Below are 15377 nucleotides of genomic sequence, written 5' to 3'. Positions count from 1 at the left end.
GGCCGCCACCAGCTCCTCGCCGCACGGCAGTCCGGCCTCGGTCAGCTCCTCGCGCCAGCCGCGCAGCCGCAGGTGCGCGGGGCGCCTGGCCATCTCGCGGCGGGCGCCGATGAAGGCGATCCGGCGCCGTCCGAGCCCGGTGAGGTGCCGTACCCCGGTGCGGGCGGCGGCGACGTTGTCGATGGCGATCTGGTCGTACGGCGCGTCGTACTCGCGCTCACCGAGCAGGACGAGGGGTGCCTCGTCGCGACGGCCGAGCAGATCGGAGGTCTCCAGCTCGATCGGGCTCAGGATCAGCCCGTCGATGACGTGCGCGCGGAAGCCCTGGGTGACCAGCATCTCCTTCTCGCGCTGGCCGGCCGTGTGGTCCATCAGCACGGTGTAGTCGTGCCGGGCGGCGGCGTCGATCACCGCGCCGGCCAGCTCCGCGAAGTAGGGGTTGCCGAGTTCGGGCACGGCGAGGGCGATGATGCCCGTCCTGCCCTTGCGCAGATGGCGGGCGGTCAGGTTCGGCCGGTATCCGAGCTCGTCGATCGCCCGCTGGACGCGCTCGCGCATCCCCGGTGTGACGTGCGGATAGTTGTTGACCACGTTGGACACGGTCTTGACGGACACGCCGGCCAGCTGCGCGACGTCTTTCAGGCTGGCGCCCACGGAGTTCCTCTCTTCGGCTTCCGCCGCCGGTCTGCCGACCGGAGTCCAGAACGGGCGGCTGGAGGCACCAACCGCCCGCCCTGGCAACGTTTTACAACGTTATATAGGCCCCTGAGGCCACCGCAAGCCCCTGGTCGCCGGTTCTCCCGGCGCGTGACGCGGACACGGCGAGCAGCGGACTTGGGCAATCCGCTCACGCCCCACCAGGCACAGGCGATCACCTCGCCCGGCGCCGGCCCGATCCGCACCACCGCGTACCCCTTGCGTTTATAACGTTGAACGCCTGCTGCTCCCGGCCGTGGACCGGCCCGCTCCTCCGAGCCGCGGATTCCGAGGAGATCGGAGGATTACGGGTCGACTGTACGGGTCCGCGCGGGGCCGAACGGCCGGAACGGCGGCATCGTGCGCGGCGACGGCGAGCGGGGCGGGCGGAAAAGCGCTGGGCGGGGCGGCGTCCGGGCTGCTAGCGTTCCCGCGACCGTGACACCGCCCGAGGAGGTGAGACCCGTGAACGATGTTTTCCCGTACGGGTGCTCCCCCTCGTCCTCACGGTCGGGCGGCTGACGCAAGGGTCGCAGGGAGCGCCGCACCGATCAGGCACTCCCGAAGGACAACACCCATGCATTCCTTGCAGTTCACCGCCGAGACGACCGTGGACGGCGTCCTCGAACGCGACTTCACCGTGGCCGGCGTGCCCGGTGTCCTGTGGTCGCCCGCGTCCGCGACCGGTCGCGCGCCGCTGGTCCTGATGGGCCACGGCGGCGGCACCCACAAGAGGTGGCCGGCGATGACCGGCCGGGCCCGGCTCCTGGTGCACGGCTGCGGCTTCCACGTCGCCGTCGTGGACGCGCCCGGCCACGGCGACCGCCCCCGCACACCGCACGACGAGGCGGAGATCGCCGAGCTGTACCGGGCGCGGGCGGCCGGTGAGCCGGAGGGCCCGATCGTCGTCCGCTACAACGCGCACCTCGCGGAGCGGGCCGTCCCCGAGTGGCACGCGACCCTGGACGCGCTCCAGGCGCTCCCGGAGATCGGGGCGGACGGTCCCGTCGGCTTCTACGGCCTGAACATGGGCACCGCGATCGGCGTGCCGTTCGTGGCGGCCGAACCGCGGATCACCGCGGCGGTCTTCGGCCTCCACTGGCCCGACGCCCTGGCCGAGGCGGCGCGGCGGATCACCGTCCCCGTCGAGTTCTCGCTGCAGTGGGACGACGAGCACATCCCGCGCGCCGCCGGGCTCGCGTTGTTCGACGCCTTCGCCTCCCGGGAGAAGACGCTGCACGCCAACACGGGGAAGCACAAGGAACTCCCCCGCTTCGAGGCCGACAGCGCCGTCCGCTTCTTCGCCCGCCATCTCGGCGGGACCGTGACACCGGCGGCGTGACCTCCCCCGGCGCGGTGACACCCGCGGTGTGACAGGACCGTGACAGGACGGGGGGCGGCGCCCGGCTCCGGCCGGACGCCGCCCCTCACCTGCCGGGTCGGCCACCCCGCCGGACGGTCCTCAGGGGAGGGTGACCACCGTGCCGGTGGTCCGTGCCTCCTCCGCCGCCCACACGACCCGGTGACTGGCCAGGGAGGTGGCCGCGTCCGAGGCCAGGAGGCCGGCGTCGCCGGTGGCGACGGCGGACAGAAAGGCGTCGACCAGGCCCTCGTCTCCCCCGCCGTGGCCGTCGTCGGCCGAGGGCCCGCCGGCCTCCCGGATGCCGACCACGGTGTCCTCGCCCGTGCGGAAGTCCACGTGGGTGAGCGTCGTGCCGTCACCGTCCAGATAGCCGTGGGTGCCCAGCAGGCGGGTCCTGCGGTGGCCCATCGGCGTGAACGCGGACATGGTGAAGGAGCAGGTCGCGCCGTCGTCGAACTCCATGGCGACCACCTGGTGGTCGACCACGTCGTTGTCGCACGCGTACACGCAGCGTCCGTACGGCCCGGTGCGCAGCGCCGTCATCACCCCCTCCTCGGTGAGGTCCCCGGTGACGACGGACAGCGGCCAGAAGTGGCGGTCCGGGTCGGCGAGGCAGTCGAGGTAGAGCCGCTTGGCCGAGTACGGGCAGGTGCTCTCGACCGCGCAGTCGGTGCACCGGTCCCCCGCCCCGGGCGGCGCCGACTCGGGCCGGAAGTGGCTGAGGCCGCCGAACGAGCTGACCCGGCGCGGCGACCGCCCGAACAGGTACATCAGCCAGTCGATGTCGTGGCAGGACTTGGTGAGCAGCATGGGCGCCGAGGTGTCCGAGCGGCGCCAGTTGCCGCGGACGAACGAGTGCGCCTGGTGCCACCAGCCCACCGGTTCCAGGTGCTGCACGCTCACCAGCCTGCCGATCGCCCCGTCGTCCAGCAGACGTTTGAGCGTGCGGGTGTAAGGGGTGTACCGCAGCACGTGGCAGACCGCCAGCATCACGCCGTTGCGCTCGGCCGCCTCGGCGATCTCCGCCGACTCGGCCTCGGTCGGCGCCATCGGCTTCTCCAGCAGCACGTGGTAGCCGAGGCCGGCCAGCGCGACGGCCGGATCGCGGTGCTGCCGGTCCTGGGTGGCGACGATCGCGGCGTCGGCGAGCCGGCCGGCCGCCACGAGTTCCGACCAGTCGGCGTACGCCCGGTCCGGCGGCACGGCGAACTCCTCGGCGGCGGCGGCCCGGCGGGCCGGGTCGGGTTCGGCGAGCGCCACCACCCGTCCCGAGCCGGCCGCCACCGCGTGGCGTGCGTACGACCGTCCCCGGATCCCGGCTCCGGCCAGGACCAGCGTCACCTCGGGCATGTCCCCTCGCCTCTCCTCTTCCGCTTGCGCCTGTTCTCCCCGCCGGACCGGTCAGCTGCCGAGCTCGGCCCGCAGACCGGGCTGCAGCAGGTCCGCGTGCGCGCGGACCATCTCGTCGCACAGCTCCCAGATCCGCGGGACCGGCAGCGCCGCGGCGGTCGCCGGGTCGGTCATCAGGGCGTGCCGGATGTGCCGCGGCTCGTCCTCCAGTGCGGCCCGCACGACGAGGTCGTTCATGCTGAGGTAGGTGCGGTTGAGCGCCGCGCACTGCGGGGGCAGTTCGCCGACGGCGGTGGGGCGCACGCCCGTGGCGTCCACCAGACACGGGACCTCGACGGTGCCGCCGGCCGGGAGGTTGGCGATCAGGCCGTGGTTGGGCACGTTGCCGTAGACCGTGCGCGGTGTGCCGGTGACCATGCTGTGCACGATCTGCGGGGCGTACTCCATCGTGCCCGCGACCGGGAGCGGGGTGCCGGCCCGCAGCGCGTCGCGGCTCTTCTCGTACTCCGCGACGTTGTCGTCGACGATGCCGAGGTACGCGCCGATCGGCAGCCGCAGCCGCTCGACCTCGTCGGCGTGGCCGAGGTACCACGGCACGTACTCCGAGCTGTGCTCGCTGGTCTCGGTCGGGTAGTGGCCGAGCCGTCGGTACATGTCGATCCGTACCCGGCGGCGCAGTTCGGGGTCGCGCTCGATCAGCTCGTCGAGGACGGGGTAGAGACTGCGGCCCTCGTGCTCGAAACGCAGCACCCACGCCTGGTGATTGACGCCCGCGGCCAGGTAGGTGACCTCCTCGTAGGGGACGTTCACCAGCTCGCTGAGGTCGCGCATGGTCCAGTAGACGGAGTGGCAGAGCCCCACCACCCGGGTCAGGCCGGTGGCCTGGGTGAGGTACTGGACGTTCATGGCCATGGGGTTGGTGTAGTTGAGCAGCCAGGCGTCGGGGCAGAGTTCGGCGATGTCGGCGCCGAGCTCCCGCAGCAGCGGGAACGTGCGCAGCGCACGGAAGACGCCGCCGGCGCCGAGGGTGTCGCCGATCGTCTGGCGGACGCCGTACCGGGCCGGGATGTCGAAGTCGGTGCGGGTGGCCTCCCGCATGCCGACCTGGACGATGTTGATCACGAAGTCGGCGCCGTCGAGGGCGGCCCGGCGGTCGGCGTGCGCGGTGATCACCGGGCCGGCGCCGAGGTGGCCGGCGATGTACCGGGCCGCGCCCTCGGCGGTCTCCAGCCGTTCCGGGTCGATGTCGTGCAGCGCGATGTGCACGTCCTTGAGCTCGTCGAAGGCGAACAGGTCGGCCAGCAGTCCCTGGGTGAAGACGACGCTGCCGGCGCCGATGAAGGCGATCTTCGTGGTGGTCATGACTGGCTCTCTCCGTCGTTCCTGTGGTCCGGGTGGTTCGGGTGCGCGGCGGCCGGCGGTGACGGCCCGGGACGGGTCGGCGTCATCCCTTGAGGCCGCTCGACGTGATCGACTGGATGAAGGACTTCTGCGCCGCGAGGAAGGCCAGCAGCACCGGGAGCACGGTGATCACGTTCCCGGCCATCACCGCCGACCACTTGGTGTGGTGCAGTCCCTGGAAGGTCGTCAGTCCGAGCTGCAGCGTGTAGTGCGTGTCGTGGTTGATGGCGATCAGGGGCCAGGTCAGGTCGTTCCAGGTGGTGAGGAAGGTCAGGACCGCGACCGTGCTCAGCGCCGGCCGGGACAGCGGCAGCACCACCGACCACAGCATCCGCAGGCGTGAGCAGCCGTCGATCCAGGCTGCCTCCTCCAGCTCGCGGGGCAGCGAGAGGAAGAACTGCCGCAGCAGGAACACCGCGAAGGGCGTGACCAGGGACGGCACGATCAGCGCGCCCAGGGTGTCGATCAGCCCGAGCCGCTTCATCACCAGGAACGTCGGGATCATGGTGAGCTGGAACGGGATGGCCATCGTGGCCAGCATCGTCACCAGCAGCAGCCGCGACCCGGCGAACCGCATCCGGGCGAAGGCGTAGCCGCCGAGCGCGCCGAACACGAGGTTGGAGGCGACCGTCGCGGCCGACACGATCAGCGAGTTGAGGAACCAGCGCGGGAACATGGCGTTCCCCAGCACGTACCGGTAACCGCTGAGATCGATGTGCGAGGGCCACAGGGCGGGCGGGAAGCGGTTGATCTGCGCGTCGCTCATCACCGAGCTGAGCAGCAGCCACAGCAGGGGCAGCGCGAAGAGCAGCGCGAGCGGCGCCAGCGCCAGGTGCCAGGGGCTGAACGGCAGCCGCGGGCGGGAGCGGCGCGCGTCCTGGGGTGCTGCGGTCTCGGGTACGGGCCGCGGGGGCGCCGAGGCTGCGGTCATCGTGCTGCTCCTTCCGGGCTGCCGGGCCCGCGGCGGCGCAGTGCGCGCGCGCCGGCCGCGATCACGAAGAGGGCGACCGCCAGGACGTACGCGGCCGCGGCCCCGTACCCGGCGGTGAAGTTCTGGAACGCCTGCTGCCAGACGAAGTAGACGACCACGGTGGTGGAGCCGAGCGGGCCGCCCTTGGTGGTGACGTAGACCAGGTCGAAGACCTGGAGGGACTCGATGAGCTGCCACACGACCAGGAAGACGTTCACCGGGGCGAGGGTCGGCAGGACGACGTGCCGCAGCAGGTGGCGGCGGCCGGCGCCGTCGAGCCTGGCGGCCTCCAGCAGTTCGGCCGGGACGTCCTGGAGCGCGGCGAGGTAGACGACGAGGCAGAACCCGGTGCCGCTCCACAGTGAGATGGCCACCAGCACGAACAGGGCCTGGCCGGGGTCGGTGAGGAATCCCTGCGGGGAGATGCCGAGTTTGTCGAGCACCGAGTTGGCGGCGCCGAACTGCGGGTCGAGGATGAAGGAGAACAGCACGCCCTGCGCGGTCGCGGAGATCACGAACGGCACGAAGAAGAGCGTCCGGTACAGGCCGACGAACCGGATCCTGCGGTTGAGGGCGAGTGCGAGCGCCAGGCCGAGCACCATGCTCAGCGGCACGTACATCGCGGTGTACTTCAGGGTGTTGCCGACGGCCTGGCTGAAGTGCGGGTCCTGGCGCAGGGCTCGGTAGTTGTCGAGTCCCACCCAGCGGCTGGGGGTGACCAGGTCGTCGGCCTGGAAGGACAGCAGCAGCGACCAGACGACCGGCAGGATCGCCAGCCCGATGATCACGGCGATCGAGGGCGCGACGAACGCCCAGGCGGTCGCGGACTCGGAGCGCCTGCGGCGGCGCAGTGCGCGGCGCCGGTCGTTCTCGGTCACCGCGGGGGTGGACGGGGAACCCCCGGCGGAGCCGGCGTGCTCGGGCGGCAGGGTGAGCGGGGCGGGCAGTCTCGGCATGGGGTCCTCCTCAGCGCGGGATGAGCAGTGCGGCGTCGGCCTGCCGCGCGCAGTCGTGCATGGCCTGGTCCGGGGTGCGGCGGCCCAGCAGCACCCCGGTGACGGCCTGGGCGAGCGCTTCGGAGATCTGCGGGTAGGCGGCGTGGTTGGGGCGGACCCTGGCGGTGTCCAGGGCCTGGGTGAAGACGGTGAGACCGCCGGTCTCCTGGGTCGCGCGGGTCCACTGCGGCAGCGCCTGGGTGGCACGGCTCAGCGGGAGGCTGCCGGCCTGGATGTCCCACTGCACGTCCTGCGCGGGCTGCATCAGCCAGGTCAGGAAGGTGCGGGTGGCGGCGACGCGGGCGGCGCCGTTGTCGAAGGCGGTCCAGGTGTCGGGGCCGGAGATGGTGATCGGGCGGCCGCTGTAACTGGGCAGCGGCACCACCTGGTAGTCGACCTTGGCCTGCACGATGTCGGGGAGCTGCCAGGGGCCGGTGGCGACCATGCCCATCCGGCCGGAGAGGAAGACCTGGTACATCTGCTCGCTGCCGGGCTTGGGGTCGATGTAGACGCTGCGGTCCCGGGCCAGGTCGGCGACGGTCTGCAGGGCCTTCACGCCGGTGCCCCGGAAGCCGATGTGCTTGCCGTCCTCGCCGACGACGTCGCCGCCGAGGTCCCACACCATGGGCCAGATCCGCCACACGGTGTCCTCGTCGCCTGCGCCGGGCCAGCCGGTGCCGAAGATCCCCGCCTTGGTGTCGGTGAGCGCGCGGGCGGTGTCGGTGAAGTCCTGCCAGGTCCAGCCGGCCCGCGGCAGGTCGACGCCCTTGGCGGCGAAGAGCTTCTTGTTGCACACCACGGCGAGCGAGTCCAGCAGTGCGGGGGCGGCGCGGACCCGTCCGTTGACGGTGACGGCGGCCCGGGCCGGCGCCCAGAACCGGTCCCACGGCGTGGGTCCGGACCGGACGGTCCCGGTGAGGTCGACGACCTTGGGACTGCGGGCGATGCTCGCCAGGTCGGAGCCGAAGATGTAGGCGATGTCCGGGTAGGAGCCGGAGGCCAGTGCGGCGGTGACCTTCTGCAGCATCGCGTCCGCGAGCACCCCGCCCCCGGTGTCGACCCGGATGCCGGGGTGGGTGCGCTGGAACTCCTTGACCAGGGCCTCGATCGCCGCCCGGCCGGTGTCGGTCTGGCCGTGCCACATCTCGATGGTCACGGGGCCGTCGCCGCCCGCTCCCCCGCCCTGGCCGCCGCACGCTGCCAGCACGGAGCCGGCGGCGGCAGCGGCGGACCCGGCGGCGCCGGCCCGCAGCAGGGTGCGGCGGGAGGGGCCGGTGGACGGGCGGGGCGAGGGGAGATCGGCGGAGTGATGATGCATGGGACACCCCCGGTGCGGAGAATGCGGGCGGAACGGGAAAGGGCGGAAGCGGGCAGGCCGGAGCGATCCGGCGCGCTGTGGGGGTGCGGCTCACCGCCCGTGGGCGGCGGCCGGGGGAAGAGGCCGGCGGTGCCGCGGGCCGGCCGGATCACCGGCCCGCGGCCCGCGCTCTCAGCAGGTCTTGCGGACGTACCCGGAGCTGCCCGCGGGCGACACGTCAACGTCGCGGCGGACGATGCTCAGCCGGCTGCCCCAGCCGGAGCACGCCTTGGTGAGTCCCTTGGCGGTGTACTCGATGACGATCACGTGGTTGCCGAACGCGGCGGTGTAGTCGCCGCACTCGTCGTACGTGCCGCACTCCTCGGCGACGGCGAAGTCCAGTCCGGTCGCGGACCGGTCGCCGGCCAGTTCCGAGGTGTTCTTCTGGGCGATCGCCAGGCCCTTGGCGTGGGCGTGCGCGGACAGCAGCGAGATGTAGGCCTCCGCCTCGCCGGAGGTCAGCAGCTTCTTGGACCGGCTGTAACTGTCGTAGTTGTCCGGTTCGATCGCCTGGTAGCCCTTGGCGGCGCACTGGTCGATCCAGGCGTCGACCTTGTCGGCGATCCGTGTGCGCTTGGCCGCCGTGCTGACGTCGAGCAGCGCCTCGCCCCAGTCCTGGTCGTAGACGACCTTGCCGCCCGCGTCGTGCAGCAGGAGGTCGGAGCCCCAGTCGCTCTCCGCGCCCGGCTGGGCCTGGAAGGCGTTGACGTAGCAGATGTTGTACAGGCCCGCGGCGGGCGGGTCGTCGTGGTCGCGGCTGACCACCTGGACACCGGCCGGCGGCGGGTAGGCGCCGCCGATCTGGTAGTCGAAGCCCGCGTGGGCGGGCGGCAGTGCGACGGTCGCGGCCGGCGCCGCGGGGGCGGCGTGCGGCGCCCCGGCAGGCGCGGCGCCCGCCCGGTCGACCGTGACGAGTGGTACGGCGACTGCGGCCGCCGCCAGGGCGGCCAGAGCGGTGAGGCGACGAGCGGAACGAACGCGATTGCGCATCATCGAGCTCCAGTGGGGAGAGGGTACGTCCCCGCCTCGGACGCGTGGAGCGGTCCTGGCGACTTTGTCCGGGCTTGCGGCGCTGAGGGCCGGCCACCGGCTAGGCGTACCTCTACGCCGGTGCTCACCTCCGGCGTTGCCAGGAGTTAAGCGTCAGGAATTCGTCATGTCAACCGCGCGAACCTGAGCAGTTGCTGCGCATTCATGTCACAGAACTGCCTGCTGCGCGCGAAAGTGCGCGCGGCTATGCTCAGCACATGCGGAGAAGTGAGCGTCATACGCGCATACTTGAGCACGTCTCGGCGCGCGGCAGCATCGACGTCCGCGAACTGTCCGGGCTGCTCGACGTGTCGGGTGCGACGATCCGGCGCGATCTGCAGCACCTGAGCGGCCAGAACCTGCTGCGCAGGACCCGCGGCGGCGCGGAGGTCGGCGCGGTCGGCCTCGAAGTCCCGCTGCAGCACCGGGCGGAGCGGCTGCGCCCGGAGAAGCAGGCGATCGCCCGCGCGGCGGCGGCCCTGGTGCCCGACGGTGCGGTGGTCGGGATGAACGGCGGCAGCACCGTCACCGAGATCGCCCGGCTGCTGGCCGCACGCGGGCCGTTCACCGTGGTCACCAACGCGGTCAACATCGCGGCGGAGTTGATCCTGCACCGGCACATCACCCTGGTCGTGGTCGGCGGCAACGCGCGGACCACCAGTTACGAGCTGGTGGGCCCCATCGCCGAGCGCACGCTGGCCGGCGTCCACACCGACATCGCGTTCCTCGGCGTCGACGGGATCGGTGCCGCCCACGGCTGCACCACGCACGACCAGCTGGAGGCGGCGACCGACCGGGCCTTCGCGGACGCCAGCGACCGGACGGTGGTGGTGGCCGACCACACCAAGGTGGGCCGGGCCACCTTCGCCAAGATCTGCCCGCTGGCCGCCGTGGCGCATCTGGTGACCGACGCCGCGGCGGACCGGGCGGAGCTGGGCCGGGTCCGTCAGACCGGAACGCGCGTGACCGTCGGACGGTGACGGGCGGCCGCCGGATCAGCGGTCGCCGAGCGCCGACTCCTCGCGGTCGAGGTCGGTCTGGAGCCTGCGGCGGGTGGTGTCGCTGATCCGGTGGCCGTCGTACAGGCGCCGCAGTTCGGTGTTCTGGACGGTGATGACGTCGCGCCGCAGTTCCCGGTAGACGGCGTCGGCCGAGTCCGCCGGGGTTCCACCGCTCCCGTCGTGGTCGAGACGTGCGCTCAGGTTGCGCTGCATGCGCGCCAGTGCGGCCTCGGGCACGGTCTCCATGCCGCTGAGCCCGTCGAGGTGCGCCAGCGCGGCCCGGGTCAGGGCGTCGCGCGCGGTGGACTCCTCGTGCGCGGTGTGCTCGGGCTCCAGGGCGAGCCCCGACCGGTTCACCACCGGCCCGAGCGTCAGCCCCTGGACGACCAGGGTGAGCACCACCACGGCCGTGGTGAGCACCAGCACCAGTTCGCGCCCGGGCAGCGGACGGCCGCCGGACGCGGTCAGCGGGATGGACAGCGCCGCCGCCAGCGGCATCACCCCGCGCGTGCCGGCCCATGTCACAACCGCCGCCGTCCGCCACGACGGCCCGTCGCGCCGGGGTCTGACCACCGCGGCCAGCGGCAGCATCCACACGATCCTGATGCCGATCAGCACGAACGCGACGGCCGCGGCCTGCAGCGGCCACCGGCCGGAGCCGGCCGGCAGGTCCCTCACCAGGGTGGGCAGTTCGAGCCCCACGATGCTGAACACCACGCTCTCCAGCAGGAACACCACCACGGCGTAGACCGCCTGCACCTGCAGCCGGATCCGGGCGTCGCTCAACCGGTGACCGGACCGACCGAGCAGCACGCCGGCCACGACGACGGCGGTCACCCCCGAGGTGTGCGCGGACTCCGCGAGGACGTAGGCGGCGTAGGGGGTGACGAGCGCGATCACGGTCTCCAGCACCGGATCCGTGGTCCGGCGGCGGATCAGCGCGACGATTCCCGCCGCGACCGCGCCCACGGCGGTGCCGCCGCCCGCGAGCAGCACGAACTGCCCGGCGGCCGGTCCCCAGTGGACCGTGGTGGAGGCCACGGCGACACCGACGGCCACCTTGAACAGCACCAGCGAGGTGGCGTCGTTGAACAGGCTCTCGGCCTGCACCAGGACCTGCACCCGGCCGGGCAGCGACAGCCGCCGTCCCAGCGCGGTGACGGCGACGGGGTCGGTACTGGCCAGCACCGCGCCGAGCACGAACGCCATGGACGGCGGCAGCGGCGTCACGGCCGTCACGATCACGCCGAGGGCGGCGGCCGAGGCCAGCACCAGGCCGAAGGCGAGCACCGTCACGGGCCGCCAGACCAGCCGCAGGTCCCGCAGCGACAGCTCCTCGGCGGAGGCGTAGAGCAGGGGTGGCAGCACGACGAGAGCGATGGCCTGCGGCGGGACGCGCAGCGCGGGCGTTCCCGGTATCAGCGCCACCACGAGGCCGGCGATGACCAGCAGTGAGGGGGCGGGGATGCGGCGGCGGCGGGCGAAGGTGGCCACGGCGGTGGCCAGGACCACCAGGAAGAGGATGGTGCCGACGGCGCGCATGCGGCGGGTCTCCTGACCGTACGGCGGGGGCGCCGCCCCTGCGTACGGCAGCCGTCATCCCGCGCCGACCAGGCTTCCCGGCTCACCGCCAGTATCTTATCGGCCTTTTGACGCCACGGGCGTGGCGCGCGCGGATCCCGCCGGTGAGGGGCGTCAGGGCTGGAAGCGGTAGCCCAGGCCGGGCTCGGTCAGCAGGTGCCGCGGACTGGCCGGGTCCGCCTCCAGCTTGCGCCGCAGACCGGCCATGAAGACCCGCAGGTAGTTGGTGTTCCGCAGATGGCCGGTGCCCCACACCTCGGTCAGCAGCTCACGGCCGGGCACCAGCCGGTCGGGATTGCGCAGCAGCAGCGCGAGCAGCCGCCACTCGGTCGGGGTCAGGTGGACCGCCTCGCCCGGGGTCCCGTCGGTCCGGGAGACGGCACAGGCGCCCAGATCCACCGTCCAGGGGCCGAGGAGCACCTGCTCGGACGGCCGGAGCGCCGCGGGTCGCCGCAGCACCGCCCGCAGCCGGGCGGCGAGCTCGTCGATCGCGAAGGGCTTGGTGACGAAGTCGTCGGCCCCGGCGTCGAGCGCCTCGATCCGGGTGGAGATCCCGGAGCGGCCGGACACCACCAGGACCGGCACGCTCCCCCAGGCGCGGAGCGAGCGCAGCACGTCGAGGCCGTCCAGGTCGGGCAGCCCGAGGTCCAGCAGCACCGCCTGGGGCGCGCTGCGGGCGGCCAGGCCGAGCGCGGTCCCGGCGTCCGAGGCGGCCACGACCGAGAAGTGGAAGGCCCGCAGCCCGATGCCCAGCGCCCTGAGCATCGGCGGATCGTCCTCGACGACGAGCACGCGCTTCACTCCCGGGCTCCTTCACAGCAACGCCGTCCGTGCACGGCACCTCCTCGTGCGGCGCCCGTGTGGCCGGAACCGCGTCCCGTCGCGGCGGCCGGCAGGTCGCCGGCCCCGCGGAGAACCACCGCTCCGCGCGAGGCGCACCGCTCGCTCCACCCAACGCGCGCCGACCGCGCCGGGGCGAGCGCGTTGACGGTTTCCTGGCAGGGCCGGAGATCACCTTGACGCTTCCTTGACGCCGCCGCGGCGACCGGCCGGCGGGCTCCGGCTCCGGCCCCGACGGCCCGCGCGCCGGACGCGCCGTGCGTACGACACCCGCGTGCCGCCCGTACGACGCCCGCCCTCGGGTGGCCCCGTCAAGGCCGCGTCAAAGGCCCGTGGGGCGGCGTCAGGGGACCGCTAACGCGGCAGGTAGCGGTCTCCGGACAGCGGTTTGCTGGCTGAGCACCGGAGAACCGGTGCCGTACCGATCGCACATGAACACGACTCCGGGGTGTCCCGAAAATGTCAGATCTCGCCTTCATCGCCGTCACGGTGGCGGTCTTCGCCGTCCTGGCCCTCGTCGTCAAGGGGGTCGAGAAGCTGTGAGCGCGGAGAACATCGTCGGTCTTGTCGTGGCCTGCGGCCTGCTCGGCTACCTCGTGCTGGCCCTGATCCACCCGGAGAAGTTCTAGTGAACGACACCCTTGCCGGCTGGCTCCAGGTCATCGCGCTGCTGGGCGCACTGGCGCTGTCGTACCGGCCGCTGGGCGACTACCTCGCCCACGTGCTGACCACCTCCCGGCACCTGCGGGCCGAGCGCGCCCTCTACCGGATCGGCGGGGTCAACGCCGACGTCGACCAGCGCTGGCCGGTCTACCTGCGCAGCGTCCTGGCCTTCTCGGCCGTCTCCGTGCTCTTCCTGTACGGCTTCCAGCGGCTGCAGAACCACCTGCTGCTGTCGATCGGCATGAAGGCGGTCCCGCCGGGCACCGCGTTCAACACCGCGACGTCCTTCGTCACCAACACCAACTGGCAGTCGTACTCGGGTGAGACGACGATGGGCCACCTGGTGCAGATGGCCGGACTCGCGGTGCAGAACTTCGTGTCCGCGGCCGTCGGCATCGCGGTGGTGGCCGCCCTCATCCGGGGCTTCACCCGCAGGCGCACCGACCGGATCGGCAACTTCTGGGTCGACCTGACCCGCATCACCGTCCGCGTCCTGCTGCCGATCGCCTTCGTCTTCGCGATCGTGCTCGTCGCGGCCGGCGCGGTGGAGAACCTGCACGCCGTCCACGAGATCTCGACCATCGCGGGCGACAAGCAGTCCATCACCGGCGGCCCGGTGGCCTCGCAGGAGGTCATCAAGGAACTGGGCACCAACGGCGGCGGCTTCTACAACGCCAACTCCGCCCACCCCTTCGAGAACCCCAACGCCTTCACCAACTGGCTGGAGATCTACCTGCTGCTGGTGATCGCGGTCTCGCTGCCGCGCACCTTCGGCAAGATGGTCGGCGACAACCGCCAGGGCTATGCCATCGTCTCGGTGATGTTCCTGATCTGGGCCGCGTCGGTGGCTCTGGTGACGGTCAACGAGCTGCACAGCGTGAGCAGTTCGGCGGGTCACGCGGCCGGCGGGATGCTGGAGGGCAAGGAGCAGAGATTCGGCGTCTGGGGGTCCGCGCTCTTCGCGGTGTCCACCACGCTGACCTCGACCGGCGCCGTGAACTCGTTCCACGACTCGTTCTCACCGGGCGGCGGCGGGCTGACGATCTTCAACATGATGCTCGGTGAGATCGCGCCCGGCGGTACCGGTTCCGGCCTCTACGGCATCCTCATCCTGGCGGTCGTCGCGGTCTTCGTGGCCGGCCTGATGGTCGGCCGCACCCCGGAGTACCTGGGCAAGAAGCTCGGCGGGCGGGAGATGAAGTTCGCCTCCCTGTACATCCTGACCACCCCGGCGGTCGTCCTGGTCGGCGCCGGCACGGCCATGGCGCTCAAGGGCGAGCGGGCGAACATGCTCAACAGCGGCCCGCACGGCTTCTCGGAGATCCTGTACGCCTTCACCTCCGCGGCCAACAACAACGGTTCGGCGTTCGCGGGCCTGACCGTGACGTCGAACTGGTGGAACACCGCTCTCGGCCTGGCCATGCTCTTCGGCCGGTTCCTGCCGATGGTCTTCGTCCTGGCGCTCGCCGGGTCGCTGGCCAGGCAGCAGCCCGTACCGGTGACCGCCGGCACCCTGCCCACCCACCGGCCGCAGTTCGTCGGCCTGCTCACCGGCGTGATCCTGATCGTGGTGGGCCTCACCTACTTCCCGGCGCTCGCGCTGGGTCCGCTTGCGGAAGGTCTGCACTGATGTCGTCCCTGACCACCCTGCAACCCCCGGCTCCCGCCGGGGACAACAAGAACGCGCCGGAGGCCGCGCACCGCGTCTCCGGGGGGATGCTGGACCCGAAGCAACTGGTCGCCTCCCTGCCGGACGCGGTGCGGAAGCTGCACCCGCGCGTCATGATCAAGAACCCGGTCATGTTCGTGGTCGAGGTCGGCTCGGTGCTCACCACGCTGTCCGCGATCAAGGACCCCAGCATCTTCGCCTGGGTGATCACGGCCTGGCTGTGGCTGACGGTCGTCTTCGCCAACCTGGCCGAGGCCGTCGCGGAGGGCCGCGGCAAGGCGCAGGCGGAGACGCTGCGCCGCACCAAGAGCGACACCGTCGCCCGCCGACTGACCGGCTGGCGCCCCGGCGCCACCGGCGCCCGCGAGGAGGAAGTGCCGGCGGCCGGGCTGTCCCTGGGCGACCATGTCGTCGTCGAGGCGGGGCAGATCATCCCCGGTGACGGTGACGTCGTCGAAGGTG

The 15377-nt window shown here is 72.3% G+C and carries 14 protein-coding genes; 5 read left to right on the top strand and 9 right to left on the bottom strand.

The window, feature by feature from the left end; genetic code table 11:
• A partial coding sequence (locus K7862_RS36145; RefSeq protein ID WP_222969842.1) for a LacI family DNA-binding transcriptional regulator occupies window positions 1-654 on the bottom strand: 654 nt, incomplete at its 3' end.
• Between the two features lie 619 nt (window positions 655-1273).
• Between K7862_RS36145 and K7862_RS36140 the strand changes: the two genes are divergently transcribed.
• Complete coding sequence (locus K7862_RS36140; RefSeq protein WP_222969840.1) at window positions 1274-2038, top strand: alpha/beta fold hydrolase; 765 nt, start codon at window positions 1274-1276, stop codon at window positions 2036-2038.
• A 120-nt stretch (window positions 2039-2158) separates the two neighbouring features.
• On the opposite strand, the gene K7862_RS36135 is transcribed toward K7862_RS36140, so the two are convergent.
• From K7862_RS36135 to K7862_RS36110, 6 genes are all read right to left on the bottom strand, one after another.
• The gene (locus K7862_RS36135; protein WP_222969838.1) at window positions 2159-3409 is read right to left on the bottom strand and encodes a Gfo/Idh/MocA family protein; all 1251 of its coding nucleotides are present in this window, start codon (window positions 3407-3409) and stop codon (window positions 2159-2161) included.
• A 51-nt stretch (window positions 3410-3460) separates the two neighbouring features.
• Window positions 3461-4771: an alpha-glucosidase/alpha-galactosidase gene (locus K7862_RS36130; RefSeq protein ID WP_222969836.1), complete on the bottom strand. Its 1311-nt coding sequence runs from the start codon at window positions 4769-4771 to the stop codon at window positions 3461-3463.
• Window positions 4772-4853: 82 nt separating this feature from the next.
• Window positions 4854-5741 carry a carbohydrate ABC transporter permease gene (locus K7862_RS36125; RefSeq protein WP_222969835.1) on the bottom strand — a complete coding sequence of 296 codons (888 nt, stop codon included), beginning with the start codon at window positions 5739-5741 and terminating at the stop codon, window positions 4854-4856.
• A complete protein-coding gene (locus tag K7862_RS36120; protein WP_222969833.1) occupies window positions 5738-6736 on the bottom strand; it encodes a carbohydrate ABC transporter permease in 999 nt (332 codons plus the stop codon). The genes K7862_RS36125 and K7862_RS36120 overlap by 4 nt, the downstream gene beginning before the upstream one ends.
• A gap of 10 nt (window positions 6737-6746) precedes the next feature.
• Window positions 6747-8093 carry an ABC transporter substrate-binding protein gene (locus K7862_RS36115; protein ID WP_222969831.1) on the bottom strand — a complete coding sequence of 449 codons (1347 nt, stop codon included), beginning with the start codon at window positions 8091-8093 and terminating at the stop codon, window positions 6747-6749.
• A 171-nt stretch (window positions 8094-8264) separates the two neighbouring features.
• Window positions 8265-9125 carry an endo alpha-1,4 polygalactosaminidase gene (locus tag K7862_RS36110; protein ID WP_222969829.1) on the bottom strand — a complete coding sequence of 287 codons (861 nt, stop codon included), beginning with the start codon at window positions 9123-9125 and terminating at the stop codon, window positions 8265-8267.
• 254 nt (window positions 9126-9379) lie between these two features.
• Here K7862_RS36110 and K7862_RS36105 point away from each other — a divergent pair, with 254 nt between their 5' ends.
• Entirely contained in the window at window positions 9380-10141 is a 762-nt protein-coding gene (locus K7862_RS36105) for a DeoR/GlpR family DNA-binding transcription regulator (RefSeq protein WP_222969827.1), read from the top strand.
• 15 nt (window positions 10142-10156) lie between these two features.
• Here the strand turns inward: K7862_RS36105 and K7862_RS36100 are convergent, their stop codons facing one another.
• Together K7862_RS36100 and K7862_RS36095 are read right to left on the bottom strand one after the other, a co-directional pair.
• Window positions 10157-11704, bottom strand: a complete 1548-nt coding sequence (locus tag K7862_RS36100; protein ID WP_222969825.1) for a Na+/H+ antiporter — start codon at window positions 11702-11704, stop codon at window positions 10157-10159.
• A gap of 153 nt (window positions 11705-11857) precedes the next feature.
• On the bottom strand, window positions 11858-12544 hold the full coding sequence (locus K7862_RS36095; RefSeq protein WP_222969823.1) for a response regulator: 687 nt from the start codon (window positions 12542-12544) through the stop codon (window positions 11858-11860).
• A gap of 578 nt (window positions 12545-13122) precedes the next feature.
• Between K7862_RS36095 and kdpF the strand changes: the two genes are divergently transcribed.
• The 3 genes from kdpF to K7862_RS36080 all read left to right on the top strand — a co-directional run.
• Window positions 13123-13212, top strand: a complete 90-nt coding sequence (gene kdpF / locus K7862_RS38380) for a K(+)-transporting ATPase subunit F (protein WP_222969821.1) — start codon at window positions 13123-13125, stop codon at window positions 13210-13212.
• A complete protein-coding gene (kdpA, locus tag K7862_RS36085; RefSeq protein WP_222969819.1) occupies window positions 13212-14876 on the top strand; it encodes a potassium-transporting ATPase subunit KdpA in 1665 nt (554 codons plus the stop codon). The genes kdpF and kdpA overlap by 1 nt, the downstream gene beginning before the upstream one ends.
• A partial coding sequence (locus K7862_RS36080) for a P-type ATPase actuator domain-containing protein (protein WP_504740067.1) occupies window positions 14876-15377 on the top strand: 502 nt, incomplete at its 3' end. The genes kdpA and K7862_RS36080, both read left to right, overlap by 1 nt.

The organism is Actinacidiphila acidipaludis, from assembly GCF_019890725.1.
Taxonomy (GTDB): Bacteria; Actinomycetota; Actinomycetes; order Streptomycetales; family Streptomycetaceae; genus Actinacidiphila; species Actinacidiphila acidipaludis.
Note: the sequence above shows the minus strand (reverse complement) of the source record. Positions and strands in the feature narration are given on the sequence as shown.

What these genes read in the sequence shown, in the direction of transcription:
- K7862_RS36125 (WP_222969835.1), bottom strand. Translation starts at nt 5,741, where the DNA reads ATGACCGCAGCCTCGGCGCCCCCGCGGCCCGTACCCGAGACCGCAGCA.
- K7862_RS36115 (WP_222969831.1), bottom strand. Translation starts at nt 8,093, where the DNA reads ATGCATCATCACTCCGCCGATCTCCCCTCGCCCCGCCCGTCCACCGGC.
- K7862_RS36135 (WP_222969838.1), bottom strand. Translation starts at nt 3,409, where the DNA reads ATGCCCGAGGTGACGCTGGTCCTGGCCGGAGCCGGGATCCGGGGACGG.
- K7862_RS36100 (WP_222969825.1), bottom strand. Translation starts at nt 11,704, where the DNA reads ATGCGCGCCGTCGGCACCATCCTCTTCCTGGTGGTCCTGGCCACCGCC.
- K7862_RS36105 (WP_222969827.1), top strand. Translation starts at nt 9,380, where the DNA reads ATGCGGAGAAGTGAGCGTCATACGCGCATACTTGAGCACGTCTCGGCG.
- K7862_RS36130 (WP_222969836.1), bottom strand. Translation starts at nt 4,771, where the DNA reads ATGACCACCACGAAGATCGCCTTCATCGGCGCCGGCAGCGTCGTCTTC.
- K7862_RS36110 (WP_222969829.1), bottom strand. Translation starts at nt 9,125, where the DNA reads ATGATGCGCAATCGCGTTCGTTCCGCTCGTCGCCTCACCGCTCTGGCC.
- K7862_RS36120 (WP_222969833.1), bottom strand. Translation starts at nt 6,736, where the DNA reads ATGCCGAGACTGCCCGCCCCGCTCACCCTGCCGCCCGAGCACGCCGGC.
- K7862_RS36140 (WP_222969840.1), top strand. Translation starts at nt 1,274, where the DNA reads ATGCATTCCTTGCAGTTCACCGCCGAGACGACCGTGGACGGCGTCCTC.